Below are 13,300 nucleotides of genomic sequence, written 5' to 3'. Positions count from 1 at the left end.
TTCTGGGCGGGTACGCGGGGGCTACCGTCGATTCGTGGCTACGTTCCGGCTCCAAGGGAGCAGAGTGCTCGCCGTCGACATGACGGGCGACGCCGTGAAGGCGAAGAACGGCTCGATGGTCGCGTACGACGGCCAGATGGCCTTCAAGAAGATGACCGGCGGCGGTGAGGGCATCCGGGGCATGGTGACCCGCCGCGTCACCGGCGAGCAGATGACGGTGATGGAGGTGAAGGGGCACGGCACCTGCTGGTTCGCCGACCGTGCCACGGAGATCAACCTGGTCCGACTGGAGGGCGACAAGCTGTACGTCGAGGCGAGCAATCTGCTGTGCACCGACGCGGGGCTGCGCACCGGCACCAGCTTCACCGGCCTGCGCGGCGCCACCCAGGGCAACGGCCTGTTCACGACGACCGTCGAGGGCACCGGCCAGGCCGCCATCGTCTCGGACGGCCCCGCGGTGGTCCTGCGCGTGTCCCGGCAGTATCCGCTGACGGTCGACCCGGGGGCGTACATCGCCCACCAGGGAGATGTCCGCCAGAGCTTCCAGTCGGGCGTCACCTTCCGCACCCTGATGGGCGAGGGCGGCGGCGAGGCCTTCCAGATCCGCTTCGAGGGCGACGGCTTGGTCTACGTCCAGCCCAGTGAGCGCACGACGATCGCGGGAGACGTCTGAGATGCCCTTCCGGGAGATCAATTCGAAGATGGTCGAGGCCACGGTCCAGCCGGGCGCCAAGATCTTCAGCCAGCGCGGCGCCATGCTCGCCTACAAGGGAGACGTCTCCTTCACCCCCAACCTCCAGGGCGGCCAGGGCGGTCTCGCGTCCATGATCGGGCGCCGCGTCGCGGGCGAGGCCACCCCGCTGATGACCGTCGAGGGCAGCGGCACGGTCCTGTTCGGGCACGGCGGCCACCACATCCAGGTGATCGGCCTCTCCGGGGACACCCTCTTCGTGGAGGCCGACCGGCTCCTCGCCTTCGACGGCACCCTCCAGCAGGGCACGATGTTCCTGGGCTCGCAGGGCGGCGTCATGGGCATGGTGCGCGGCCAGGTCAGCGGCCAGGGCCTGTTCACCACCACCCTGAAGGGACACGGCGCGGTCGCCGTCATGGCGCACGGCGGCGTCATCGAGGTCCCCATCACCCCGCAGCGCCCCGTCCACGTCGACCCCCAGGCCTACGTGGCGCACCACGGCGACGTGCGCAACAAACTCTCCACCGCGCTCGGCTGGCGCGACATGGTGGGCCGCGGCTCCGGCGAGGCCTTCCAGCTGGAGTTGTCGGGAAGCGGCGCGGTCTACGTCCAGGCCTCGGAGGAGAAGCTGTGAATCCGAACGTGTCGACCCCGGCCGGCGCCCCCGCCGTCTTCGACCCCATGACGCTGCCGAGCGACGACAGCGTCAATGCGTACACCTTCTGCGTGGAGCTCAAGGGGAGCCAGTGGTTCCTGCAGAAGGGGAAGATGATCGCCTACTACGGGCAGATCGAGTTCAACGGCATCGGGCACGGCCGCCTGGACCGTCTGGTCCGGACCAGTTTTCATTCGCCGCTGCACGCAAGCGACTGGGTCGTGGCGAACGGCCAGGGCAAGATGCTCCTCGCCGACCGGGCCTTCGACGTGAATTCGTACGATCTCGACGAGGGCAACCTGACCATTCGCTCGGGCAACCTCCTCGCTTTTCAGCCAAGTCTCGCGCTGAAGCAATCGATCGTTCCGGGCTTTCTGACGCTCATCGGCACGGGCAAGTTCGTCGCCGCGTCCAACGGCCCGGTGGTCTTCATGGAGCCGCCGATCCGGGTGGATCCACAGGCGCTGGTGGGCTGGGCGGACTGCCCCTCACCCTGCCACCACTACGACCACGGCTACCTCACCGGTGTGATCGGGGGCGTGCGGGCACTGACCGGCATCGGCGGGACGTCCGGCGAGGAGCACCAGTTCGAGTTCGTGGGCGCCGGCACGGTGCTGCTCCAGTCGACCGAGGCGCTGATGCCGGAGCAGGCCGCCGGACAGGTGCCGCAGCAGGCGGGCGTACCCGGCGGACGGGGCACTCCGGGGCAACCGGGTCACCAGCCAGGCGCACCGCGCCTTCCCGGACAACTGGGGGACCTCCAGCGTCGCTTCGGGCTGTGAGCGGTAGTCTGCGGAGTGTGACGGCGAACGCCTGTGCCCCTCCGAGAGGGCTCGGGGTGCGAGGCGCGTCACATCCCACCATTCGTTCACCTTTCAACTTCTTAGGTAGAATCGATTCCATGGAGACCGAGACGGCCCCGCAGTGGCTGACCGACGAGGAACAGTGCGCCTGGCGCACCCACGTGGAGGTCAACAGGATGCTGACATATCAGCTCGAAAAGGACCTTCAGCCGTTCAACCTGACCATGAACGACTACGACATTCTCGTGTATCTCTCCGAATCGGAAGAGCTGCGGATGCGCATGAGCGATCTTGCGTCCGCCACCCTGCAGTCCAAGAGTCGCCTGTCCCACCAGATCACCCGCATGGAGAACGCGGGCCTGGTGCGCCGTGAGAACTGCGAGTCCGACCGGCGAGGCCTCTACACCGTCCTCACCGACGAAGGCATGGAGACCATGCAGAAGGTGGCACCCCACCACGTCGCCTCCGTGCGGCGGCACTTCGTCGACCTCATCTCCGCCGAGGCCCTCGAGGACCTGCGCAAGGCTCTGACCCCGATCGCGGAACACCTGCGCGCCCAGCGCGGCAAGCCCTAGCACCGCCACCGAGCACCGCCACGACCGGCGCCGCCGTCCCTCACTCCGCCGACGACTGAGGGCTGGGCAGCCGGAGTTCGAAGAGCGCACCACCCGACGGTGCCCGGCGCACCACCAGTGTGCCGCCGTGCCGTACCGCCACGTCCCGGGCGATGGCGAGGCCCAGACCGGCCCCGCCCTCGTCGCGGGTCCGCGCGTCGTCGAGCCGCACGAACCGCTCGAAGATCCGCTCCCGCTCGTCCTCCGGCACGCCGCTCCCGTCATCGGCCACCTCAAGGACCGCCCAGCCACCCTCGCTCCGGGTGGTGACCGTGACGCGGGAGCGCGCGTGCCGCTGGGCGTTGTTGACGAGATTGCCGAGCACCCGCGCCAACTGCCCCCGCGAGCCCACGACTTCGACGCTCTTCAGGTCCGCGTCCACCTCGACGTGGTCCCGGGTGCGCTGCGAGAGCTCCTCGCGGACGAGGGCCGCCAGGTCGACCCGCCCGCCCGCCGGCTTCTCCCCCGCGTCGAGACGCGCGAGCAGCAGCAGGTCCGCGGCGAGTTCCTGGAGCCGCACGGTGTCCTCCACCGCGCCGTCCACGTCCAGCAACTCGGGGTGCGCGGCTCCCACTTCGAGCTGGGTGCGCAGCGAGGCGATCGGGCTGCGCAGCTCGTGCGAGGCGTCCGCCACGAAGCGGCGCTGGCGCTCCACGGAGGTCTGCAGTGCGGTGAGCGTCTCGTTCGTCGTGCGGGCGAGGCGGGCGATCTCGTCGTGCGTGTCCGGCTCGGGCACACGGCGCGCGAGGTCCTCCGACGCGGTGATCGCGGACATCTCCGCGGTGATCGCGGCCACCGGTCGCAGCGCGCGCCGCGTCACCAGCCAGGTGACGCCCGCGACCACCGCGAGCAGCACCGGGAAACCGATCAGCATGGACGTCAACGCGGTGGAGAGCGCGCTCTGTTCACCGGAGAGCGAGCCGCCCGCGTACACGGTCAGATCGCCCCGGGCATCGGTGCTCACCTCGACGGCGGCGAAGCGGTAGTCGGACGTCTCGCCGTCGACGGTGGCGGTGCCGCCGGTGTAGGTGGGGTCGTCGTCGATCTCACCGAGGTCGTCGCCGCGCCCCTCGGCCGCGTCCTCGGCCGCGTCCTCCTTCGCGTCCTCGGCGCCCTCTCCCTTTCCCCCGCTTCTTCCCTCGCTTCTTCCCCCGCTTCCCCCGCCCTTCTCGCCGCCCGCCTGCCGCCCGGCCTTCCCGCGGTCCGGCTCGACCGCGTCGACGCCGGTGCCGGTGATCTTCTCCAGGTCGTCGCTCGCCGCGACCAGCCTGCCCTTGTCGTCGACGACCTGGACGGGCGCGTCCTCGTCGTCCGGCAGGTCGAGATCGGCGTACGCCCGGCCCGCCGCGAGCTGCGAGGCGACCTCGCGGGCCGCCGAGTTGGCCCGGGACTCCGCCTGGTCGGTCAGGTTGGCCCGCAGCGCGAGCAGCACGGCCGCCCCCGCGGCGACCAGCGCGAGCGCGACGACCAGGCTCGCGCCGAGCGTCGCCCTGGCCCGCACCGAGCCGAACAGCTTCCTCATCGCGGGTCCTCCAGACGGTATCCGGCGCCGCGCACCGTCGTGATGAGGGCCGCGCCGAGCTTGCGCCGCAGCGTGCTCACGTACACCTCGACGATGTTGGGATCGCCCTCGTACGCGAAGTCCCACACGTGCTCCAGGATGTCGCCCTTGGAGACGACCTCGCCGGTCCGCAGCACCAGCTGCTCCAGGACCGCGAACTCCTTGGCGGTGAGGGTGATCTCGTCGTCGTCGCGGAAGACCCGGCGCGCGGCGGTGTCGACCTTCAGGTTCCCCAGGGTGTGGATCGGGGAGGGCCCGGCGGCGCCCCGGCGGCGCAGCAGCGCCTTCACGCGGGCGACGAGCACCACGTACGAGAAGGGCTTGGTGAGGTAGTCGTCGGCGCCCGTGTCCAGGCCCTCGGCCTCGTCGTACTCGCCGTCCTTGGCCGTGAGCATCAGGATCGGCACGTCGTGGCCGGCCGCGCGCAGCGCGGAGCAGACGCGGTAGCCGTTCATGCCGGGCAGCATGATGTCGAGGACGACCAGGTCGTACGTGCCCTCGCTCGCCCGGTGCAGTCCGTCGACGCCGTCGTGGACGACGTCGACGGCGTAGCCTTCGGCGGTGAGGCCCTTGGCCAGCGACAGGGCAAGCCGCTTCTCGTCCTCCACGATCAGGAGTCGAAAAGTGTGGCGCGTGGCGCCTCCGGCGGGGTGGTGGTGGGAGACGGAAGGGGAGGTGTGGCGCGTAGCGCCTCCGGTAGGGCGGTGGTGGGAGACGGGTGGGCGCATGCGTTCAGGGTCGCAGAGCGAAGCTGAAGAGTTCTTCAGGCCGCTTCAGCGTGGGTTCAGGATCGCTCGGCCAGATTGGTCCTCGTCGAAAGGGAACGGCCGCAGCGCCGGCCCCCTTCGGCACCAGAGCCGAACGACTCGGGAGGAACCCCTCATGAAGCGCAACATCGTCATCGCCACCGTCGCCGCCCTGACCCTCGTGGGAGGGGGCACCGCCACCGCCCTCGCGGTCACCGGCGACGACGGGTCCGGCGCGCAGAAGTCGAGCGTCCAGCTCAAGGACCACGACCGGGACGACGACCGCGACGACGCCCGTGAGGACCGGGACGACGCCGCGGAGAACACCGCCGAGGCCAAGGCCGCCAAGCTGACGGCCGCGGACGCCATCAAGGCGGCGCTCGCCGACACCAAGGGCACGGCCGTCTCCGCGGACCTCGACGACGAGGACGGCCGCCTGGTCTGGGAGGTCGACGTCCTGAACGGCAAGACGTGGCACAACGTGGACGTCGACCCGGGCAACGGCAAGGTGCTCGGCTCCTGGGTCGACAAGGACGACGACGGGGACGACGCCGCCGACACCGCCCGGGTGAACTCCGCGCTGAAGGGTGCGTCCACCAGCGCCGAGGACGCCGCCCGGGCCACCGCCGGGAAGGGCACCGTCACCTCCGTGGACCTGGACGACGACGGCACGGCGACCGCCTGGAGCGTCGAGACGACCGGCGCCAAGGGCGCCGAGTCCGAGTGGAACGTCGACCTGAAGACCGGCAAGGTGACCGCCGACCGCTCGGACGACCGCGACGACGACCACGCGGACCACGCCGACCACGACGACCACGACGGGCGTGACGACCGTGACGGCCACGACGACGACGGCTCCGACGACTGACAGCCGCCGAGAATGCCGCGACCGCCGCGGGTGCACGACGACAGGGGTGGGGGGGGGGGGGGGGGGGGGGGGGGGGCCCCCCCCCCGGCCCCGGGGGGGGGGGCGGGGGCCCCGCCCCCCCCCGCCCCCCCGGGGGCCCCCCCCCCCGGGGGGGGCGCCCCCCCCCCGGGGGCCCGGCCCCCACCCCTGTCGTCCGTCGTCGTCCCGGCGGGCCTCAGCCCTCCGTCAGGCCCTCGACCAGTTCGTCGGCGGCCGTGTACGGGTCGAGCTCACCGGCGACGATCCGTTCGGCGAGGGCGGACAGGCGGCGGTCGCCGTGCAGGGAGCCGATCCGCTCCCGCAGCGCGGTGACCGCGATGGTCTCCACCTCGCGGGCGGCGCGGGCGGCCCTGCGCTCCTGGAGCACCCCGCGCTCCTCCATCCACGCCCGGTGCTTCTCCAGGGCCTCGACGACCTCGTCGATGCCCTCGCCGCGCGCCGCGACCGTCTTCACGATCGGCGGCCGCCAGTCACCGGGGCCGCGGGACTCGCCGAGGCCCAGCATGTGGTTCAGCTCGCGCGCGGTGGCGTCGGCGCCGTCGCGGTCCGCCTTGTTGACGACGTACAGGTCGCCGATCTCCAGGATGCCGGCCTTCGCCGCCTGGATGCCGTCGCCCATGCCGGGCGCGAGGAGCACCACCGAGGTGTCGGCCTGCGAGGCGATCTCCACCTCGGACTGGCCGACGCCGACGGTCTCGACGAGGATCACGTCGCAGCCCGCCGCGTCCAGGACGCGGATGGCCTGCGGCGCGGCCCAGGCGAGCCCGCCGAGGTGGCCGCGGGTGGCCATCGAGCGGATGTAGACGCCGGGGTCGGACGCGTGGTCCGACATCCGCACCCGGTCGCCGAGCAGCGCGCCGCCGGAGAACGGCGAGGACGGGTCCACGGCGAGCACGCCGACCCGCTTGCCGGTCCGCCGGTAGGCGCTGACCAGGGCGGACGTCGATGTCGACTTGCCGACACCGGGCGATCCGGTGAGGCCGACCACGTAGGCATGACCGGCCAGCGGCGCCAGCGCCGCCATCACTTCCCGCAGCTGCGGTGACGCCCCCTCGACCAGTGAGATCAGCCGGGCCACGGCCCGCGGCCTGCCCTCGCGGGCCTGCGCCACCAGGGAGGGGACGTCCTGCATCACAGCTCCGTTCACTACGTACGGGACTTCACTCCGCAGGGGACTTCACCCCGTACGGAAGGGGCCGACGAGCGGGTCAGGCCTTGGCCACCTTCACGATCAGGGCGTCGCCCTGGCCGCCGCCACCGCACAGCGCGGCCGCGCCGACACCGCCGCCGCGCCGCTTCAGCTCCAGGGCCAGGTGGAGCACGAGGCGGGCGCCGGACATCCCGATCGGGTGACCCAGGGCAATGGCACCGCCGTTGACGTTCACCTTTTCCGAGGACACCCCGAGGTCCTTCATTGACTGCACCGCGACGGCGGCGAAGGCCTCGTTGATCTCGATCAGGTCGAGGTCCGAGGCCTCCAGGCCCTCCTTCTTCAGGGCGTGCCGGATCGCGTTCGAGGGCTGCGACTGGAGCGAGTTGTCGGGGCCCGCGACATTGCCGTGCGCGCCGATCTCGGCGATCCAGGTCAGGCCGAGCTCCTGGGCCTTGGTCTTGGACATGACCACGACCGCGGCCGCGCCGTCGGAGATCTGCGAGGACGTGCCCGCGGTGATCGTGCCGTCCTTGGCGAAGGCCGGGCGGAGCTTGCCGAGGGACTCGACGGTGGTCTGCGGGCGGATGCCCTCGTCCTTGGCCAGCAGGATCGGGTCGCCCTTGCGCTGCGGGATCTCCACCGGGGTGATCTCGGCCTCGAAGAGGCCGTTCTTGTCCGCGGCGGCGGCGCGCTGGTGGGAGAGGGCGGCGATCTCGTCCTGCTCGGCGCGGCCGATGCCGAGGCGGGTGTTGTGCTTCTCGGTGGACTCGCCCATCGCGACGCCGTCGAAGGAGTCGGTCAGGCCGTCGTGCGCCATCGCGTCGAGCATCTCGATCGCACCGTACTTGTGGCCCTCACGGGATTTGGGGAGCAGGTGGGGGGCGTTGGTCATGGACTCCTGACCGCCCGCCACCACGACGTCGAACTCGCCGGCGCGGATCAGCTGGTCGGCCAGCGCGATGGCGTCGAGCCCCGACAGGCACACCTTGTTCACGGTGAGTGCCGGGACGTTCATGGGGATGCCCGCCTTGACGGCGGCCTGGCGTGCCGGGATCTGCCCTGTCCCGGCCTGGAGCACCTGGCCCATGATCACGTACTGGACCTGGTCGCCTCCGATGCCCGCGCGGTCCAGCGCGGCCTTGATCGCGAAGCCCCCCAGGTCCGCACCCGAGAAGGACTTCAGCGAGCCGAGGAGACGGCCCATGGGCGTGCGCGCGCCCGCGACGATCACTGAGGTGGTGCCGGTCGTTCCAGCCATGTGCGACGACCCCTTGGGAGGAGAGGAGTTAACGAGGGTTTATCTGAATGTACTGAGCAGTACCCCTGCCGTCACCGGGCGGCAGGTGTGATCGCGCGCACGTTGCGTAATCACTGCGACTAGCGCTGCACTTGAACCATGCTGACGCGAATCGATCACATCGGGATCGCCTGTTTCGACCTCGACAAGACCGTCGAGTTCTACCGCGCGACGTACGGATTCGAGGTGTTCCACACCGAGGTCAACGAGGAGCAGGGCGTGCGCGAGGCCATGCTCAAGATCAACGGGACGGACGACGGAGGTGCCTCCTACCTGCAGCTCCTCGAACCGACCCGGGACGACTCCGCGGTGGGCAAGTGGCTGGCCAAGAACGGCGAGGGCGTGCACCACATCGCCTTCGGCACCGCCGACGTGGACGGCGACGCCGCGGCCGTCAAGGACAAGGGCGTCCGCGTCCTCTACGACGAGCCCCGGATCGGCTCCATGGGCTCGCGGATCACCTTCCTGCACCCCAAGGACTGCCACGGTGTCCTGACGGAACTCGTCACTTCGGCACCTTCCGAGTCACTGGAGCACTGACCTCCGTATATCTGGGCCGGTAGGGTGAGTGGCGGGCGTCCTCAGTTCAGGGGCGGCCACGTGCCGGGGTCCGGGTTTCGGGGGACGAGCGTCGGGGCAGCAGCCCATGCTCCGCTGTTGATCTGACACCATTCCCCCGGGGGCCCCGTTCGGCGGATGGGCGGGGCTCGTTGGAGAGACGTGCGACCAGGGTTGGGGTATCCCCTGCTCGGAGAGCCTGGGGAAGGATGGGACCGCGCAGTGCGGGGCTACGAACGCCAAGAGAACTCGCGGGCTGAGACCGACAGTCTGTCGCGGTTCGAGGCCGAGATGGACCGGCTGAAGACCGAGCGGGAGAAGGCCGTCCAGCACGCCGAGGACCTCGGCTACCAGGTCGAGGTGTTGCGCGCCAAGCTGCACGAGGCGCGCCGCAACCTCGCGTCCCGCCCTGCCTACGACAGCGCGGACATCGGGTATCAGGCCGAGCAGATGCTCCGCAATGCCCAGATCCAGGCCGACCAGCTGCGGGCCGACGCGGAGCGCGAGCTGCGCGACACCCGCGCGCAGACCCAGCGCATCCTCCAGGAGCACGCCGAGCAGCAGGCCCGGCTGCAGTCCGAGCTGCACGCCGAGGCCGTCTCCCGCCGCCAGCAGCTCGACCAGGAGCTGGCCGAGCGCCGCCAGACCGTCGAGTCGCACGTCAACGAGAACGTGGCCTGGGCCGAGCAGCTCAGGGCCCGTACGGAGCAGCAGGCCCGCCGTCTCCTGGACGAGTCGCGCGCCGAGGCCGACCAGGCGCTGGCCGCCGCCCGCGCGGAGGCCGCCCGCGTCGCCGAGGAGGCCCGCCAGCGCCTGGCCGGTGACGCCGAGGCCGCCCGCGCCGAGGCCGAGGCGACGCTGCGCCGCGCCCGCGCCGACGCCGAGCGCCTGCTGAACGCCGCGTCGACGCAGGCCCAGGAGGCCACCGACCACGCCGAGCAGCTGCGGACCACCACGGCCACCGAGTCCGAGCAGGCCCGCCGCCGGGCCACCGAGGCAAGCCGCGCCGCCGAGCAGCGCATGACCGAGGCCGAGGCGGCGCTGCGCGAGGCGCGCGGCGAGGCCGAGAAGGTGCTCGCCGAGGCCAAGGACACCGCCTCCAAGCAGCTCTCGGCCGCCGAGGCGGCCAACGAGCAGCGCACCCGCACCGCCAAGGAGCAGGTCGCCCGGCTGGTCAGTGAGGCCACCAAGGAGGCCGAGGCCACCCGGTCCGAGGCCGAGCAGCAGGTCGCCGACGCCCGCGCGGAGGCCGAGAAGCTGATCTCGGACGCCGCCGAGAAGGCGCGCACGATCACCGCCGAGGAGACCGCGGGTCAGCTCGCGAAGGCCGCGAGGACCGCCGAGGAGGTCCTGGACAAGGCCTCCAAGGACGCCAAGGAGACCACCAGGGCGGCCACCGAGGAGGCCGAGCGGATCCGCACCGAGGCCGAGTCGGAGGCCGACCGGCTGCGCGCCGAGGCGCACGACATCGCCGAGGAGCTCAAGGGCGCGGCCAAGGACGACACCAAGGAGTACCGCGCCAAGACCGTCGAGCTGCAGGAGGAGGCGCGCAGGCTGCGCGGCGAGGCCGAGCAGCTGCGGGCCGACGCGGTCTCCGAGGGCGAGCGGATCCGCGGCGAGGCGCGGCGTGAGGCGGTCCAGCAGATCGAGGAGGCGGCCAAGTCCGCCGAGGAGCTGCTCGCCAAGGCGAAGGCGGACGCCGACGAGCTGCGCACGGCCGCGACGACGGAGAGCGAGCGGGTCCGCGCCGAGGCCGTCGAGCGCGCCACGTCGCTGCGCACGCAGGCCGAGGAGACCCTGGAGCGCACCCGCGCGGAGGCCGACCGGCACCGCGAGGAGGCCGCCGAGCAGGCCGAGACGACCCGGTCCGAGGCGCAGGACGCCGCTACGGCGCTGCGTGAGGAGACCGAGCGGGCCGTAGCGGCACGGCAGAGCGAGGCCGCCGAGGAGCTGGCCCGGCTGCACGCGGAGGCCGAGGAGCGCCTGGCCGCCGCCGAGCAGGCGCTGACCGACGCGCGCGCGCAGGCGGAGCGCATCCGCAAGGAGGCCACGGACGAGACGGACCGGCTGCGCGCCGAGTCCGCCGAGCGGATCCGCGCGCTCCAGTCGCAGGCCGAGACGGAGGCGGAGCGGCTGCGCACCGAGGCCGCCGCCGATGCCTCGCAGGCCCGCGCGGAGGGCGAGAACGTCGCCGTGCGGCTGCGTTCGGAGGCCGCCGCCGAGGCCGAGCGGCTCAAGACCGAGGCGCAGGAGTCCGCCGACCGCGTGCGCGCGGAGGCCGCGGCCGCCGCCGAGCGGGTCGCCGCGGAGGCCGCGGAGGCGCTGTCCGCCGCCCAGGAGGAGGCCGCACGGCGCCGCCGCGAGGCCGAGGAGACGCTGGGTTCCGCGCGGGCGGAGGCCGACCAGGAGCGCGAGCGGGCCCGCGAGCAGAGCGAGGAGCTCCTCGCGTCCGCCCGCAAGCGCGTCGAGGAGGCGCAGGCCGAGGCCGTCCGTCTCGTCGAGGAGGCGGACCGGCGGGCCACCGAGATGGTCTCGGCCGCCGAGCAGCACGCCCAGTCCGTACGGGACTCCGTGGCCGGTCTGCACGAGAGCGCGCAGGAGGAGGTCGCCGGCCTGCGCTCGGCCGCCGAGCACGCCGCCGAGCGGACCAGGACGGAGGCGCAGGAGGAGGCCGACCGGGTCCGCGCCGACGCCTACGCCGAGCGGGAGCGGGCCACCGAGGACGCCAACCGCACCCGGCGCGAGGCCTCGGAGGCCTCGGAGGCCGCGAAGTCGCTGGCCGAGCACACCGTTTCCGAGGCCATCAGCGAGGCGGAGCGGCTGCGCTCGGACGCCGCGGAGCACGCCCAGCGGGTGCGCACGGAGGCCTCCGACACCATCGCGTCGGCCGAGCAGGACGCGTCCCGCACCCGTGCCGACGCCCGCGAGGACGCCAACCGCATCCGCAGCGACGCCGCGGGCCAGGCCGACCAGCTGATCGGCGAGGCGCGCAGCGAGGCCGAGAAGCTGCAGACCGACACCGCCACGGAGGCCGAGCGGCTGCGGGTGGAGTCCACGACCGAGGCCGACCGGGTCCGCACCGAGGCCCTGGAAGAGGCCGAGCGGCTGCACCTGGAGTCCACGACGGAGGCCGAGCGGGTCCGCGCGGAGGCGGCGGCCGAGGCCGAGCGCCTGCGGACCGAGACCGGCACGGAGGCCGAGCGGGTCCGCGCCGAGTCGGTGGCGAAGGCCGAGAAGCTCATCGCGGACGCCTCGGGCGACGCGGAGCGGCTGCGCGCCGAGGCCTCCGAGACGGTCAACTCCGCGCAGCAGCACGCCGAGCGGATCCGCAGCGACTCCGAGCGCGTCAAGGCGGACGCCGCCCGGGAGGCCGAGCGGCTCACGTCCGAGGCGCGCGAGGAGTCGGAGCGCACCCTCGACGAGGCCCGCCAGGCGGCCAACAAGCGCCGCCAGGAGGCCGCGGAGCAGGTCGACACGCTCATCACGGAGGCCGCGTCCGAGGCCGAGAAGCTGACCGCCGACGCCCAGGAGAAGGCGCTCAAGGCGACCACGGACGCCGAGGCGCAGGCCGACACGATGGTCGGCGCGGCCCGCAAGGAGGCCGACCGGCTGGTCGCCGAGGCGACGGTCGAGGGCAACTCGCTGGTGGAGAAGGCCCGTACGGACGCGGACGAGCTGCTGATCGGCGCGCGCCGGGACGCGACGGCCATAAGGGAGCGCTCGGAGGAGCAGCGCGACCGGCTGACCGCGGAGATCGAGGAGCTGCACGACCGGGCCCGCCGCGAGTCGGCCGAGGCGATGAAGTCCGCGGGCGAGCGCTGCGACGCGCTGGTCAAGGCCGCGGAGGAGCAGCTGGCCGAGGCCCAGGCGAAGGCGAAGGAGCTGGTCTCCGACGCCAACTCCGAGGCGGGCAAGGTCCGTATCTCGGCGGTGAAGAAGGCCGAGGGGCTCCTGAAGGAGGCCGAGGCGAAGAAGGCCGAGCTGACGCGCGAGGCCGAGCGGATCCGGTCCGAGGCCCAGGAGGAGGCGACCCGGGTCGTCGAGGAGGGCAAGCACGAGCTGGAGGTGCTGGTCCGGCGCCGCAAGGACATCAATACGGAAATCTCCCGTGTCCAGGACGTGCTGGAGGCGTTGGAGTCTTTCGAGGCCCCGTCCGGCGGCGCGAAGACCGGGGCCAACGGCGGCTCGTCCGCGGGCGGCGTCAAGACCGGGGCCGCGGCTGGGTCGACTCGTTCGAGTGGCAAGCAGTCGGAGGGGTAGCCAAAGAGCATGTGCCGTGCTCTACAAGGACCTTTGGCCCTGTCGCTGGCAAGCA

The 13,300-nt window shown here is 72.4% G+C and carries 11 protein-coding genes; 7 read left to right on the top strand and 4 right to left on the bottom strand.

Annotated elements, in window-relative coordinates:
- Positions 1-34 precede the first annotated feature (34 nt).
- The 4 genes from ACFYXE_RS05215 (at position 35) to ACFYXE_RS05200 (ending at position 2,724) form a co-directional block, all read left to right on the top strand.
- The gene (locus tag ACFYXE_RS05215; RefSeq protein ID WP_389308954.1) at positions 35-673 is read left to right on the top strand and encodes an AIM24 family protein; all 639 of its coding nucleotides are present in this window, start codon (positions 35-37) and stop codon (positions 671-673) included.
- A 1-nt stretch (position 674) separates the two neighbouring features.
- Positions 675-1,325, top strand: coding sequence for an AIM24 family protein (locus ACFYXE_RS05210; protein WP_361180957.1), 651 nt, complete (start codon positions 675-677; stop codon positions 1,323-1,325).
- 47 nt (positions 1,326-1,372) lie between these two features.
- Positions 1,373-2,128 carry an AIM24 family protein gene (locus tag ACFYXE_RS05205; RefSeq protein ID WP_389309556.1) on the top strand — a complete coding sequence of 252 codons (756 nt, stop codon included), beginning with the start codon at positions 1,373-1,375 and terminating at the stop codon, positions 2,126-2,128.
- A 119-nt stretch (positions 2,129-2,247) separates the two neighbouring features.
- Positions 2,248-2,724: a MarR family transcriptional regulator gene (locus ACFYXE_RS05200; protein WP_361180956.1), complete on the top strand. Its 477-nt coding sequence runs from the start codon at positions 2,248-2,250 to the stop codon at positions 2,722-2,724.
- Between the two features lie 40 nt (positions 2,725-2,764).
- Here the strand turns inward: ACFYXE_RS05200 and ACFYXE_RS05195 are convergent, their stop codons facing one another.
- Complete coding sequence (locus tag ACFYXE_RS05195; protein ID WP_389308951.1) at positions 2,765-4,285, bottom strand: ATP-binding protein; 1,521 nt, start codon at positions 4,283-4,285, stop codon at positions 2,765-2,767.
- Positions 4,282-4,938, bottom strand: a complete 657-nt coding sequence (locus ACFYXE_RS05190) for a response regulator transcription factor (RefSeq protein ID WP_389309553.1) — start codon at positions 4,936-4,938, stop codon at positions 4,282-4,284. Before ACFYXE_RS05190 ends, ACFYXE_RS05195 begins: the two co-directional genes overlap by 4 nt.
- 268 nt (positions 4,939-5,206) lie before the next feature.
- Here ACFYXE_RS05190 and ACFYXE_RS05185 point away from each other — a divergent pair, with 268 nt between their 5' ends.
- On the top strand, positions 5,207-5,938 hold the full coding sequence (locus ACFYXE_RS05185) for a PepSY domain-containing protein (protein ID WP_389308949.1): 732 nt from the start codon (positions 5,207-5,209) through the stop codon (positions 5,936-5,938).
- A gap of 214 nt (positions 5,939-6,152) precedes the next feature.
- On the opposite strand, the gene meaB is transcribed toward ACFYXE_RS05185, so the two are convergent.
- A complete protein-coding gene (gene meaB / locus ACFYXE_RS05180) occupies positions 6,153-7,109 on the bottom strand; it encodes a methylmalonyl Co-A mutase-associated GTPase MeaB (protein WP_361181508.1) in 957 nt (318 codons plus the stop codon).
- Positions 7,110-7,185: 76 nt separating this feature from the next.
- A complete protein-coding gene (locus ACFYXE_RS05175) occupies positions 7,186-8,388 on the bottom strand; it encodes an acetyl-CoA C-acetyltransferase (protein ID WP_389308946.1) in 1,203 nt (400 codons plus the stop codon).
- 138 nt (positions 8,389-8,526) lie between these two features.
- Here ACFYXE_RS05175 and mce point away from each other — a divergent pair, with 138 nt between their 5' ends.
- Positions 8,527-8,967 carry a methylmalonyl-CoA epimerase gene (gene mce / locus ACFYXE_RS05170; RefSeq protein ID WP_389308944.1) on the top strand — a complete coding sequence of 147 codons (441 nt, stop codon included), beginning with the start codon at positions 8,527-8,529 and terminating at the stop codon, positions 8,965-8,967.
- Positions 8,968-9,207: 240 nt separating this feature from the next.
- Positions 9,208-13,245 carry a polarized growth protein Scy gene (scy, locus tag ACFYXE_RS05165; RefSeq protein ID WP_389308942.1) on the top strand — a complete coding sequence of 1,346 codons (4,038 nt, stop codon included), beginning with the start codon at positions 9,208-9,210 and terminating at the stop codon, positions 13,243-13,245.
- Positions 13,246-13,300 lie beyond the last annotated feature (55 nt).

Origin of the sequence: Streptomyces sp. NPDC002564 (genome assembly GCF_042889645.1) — a bacterium.
Lineage (GTDB): Bacteria > Actinomycetota > Actinomycetes > Streptomycetales > Streptomycetaceae > Streptomyces.
This window is presented reverse-complemented; position numbering and strand designations above follow the sequence as displayed.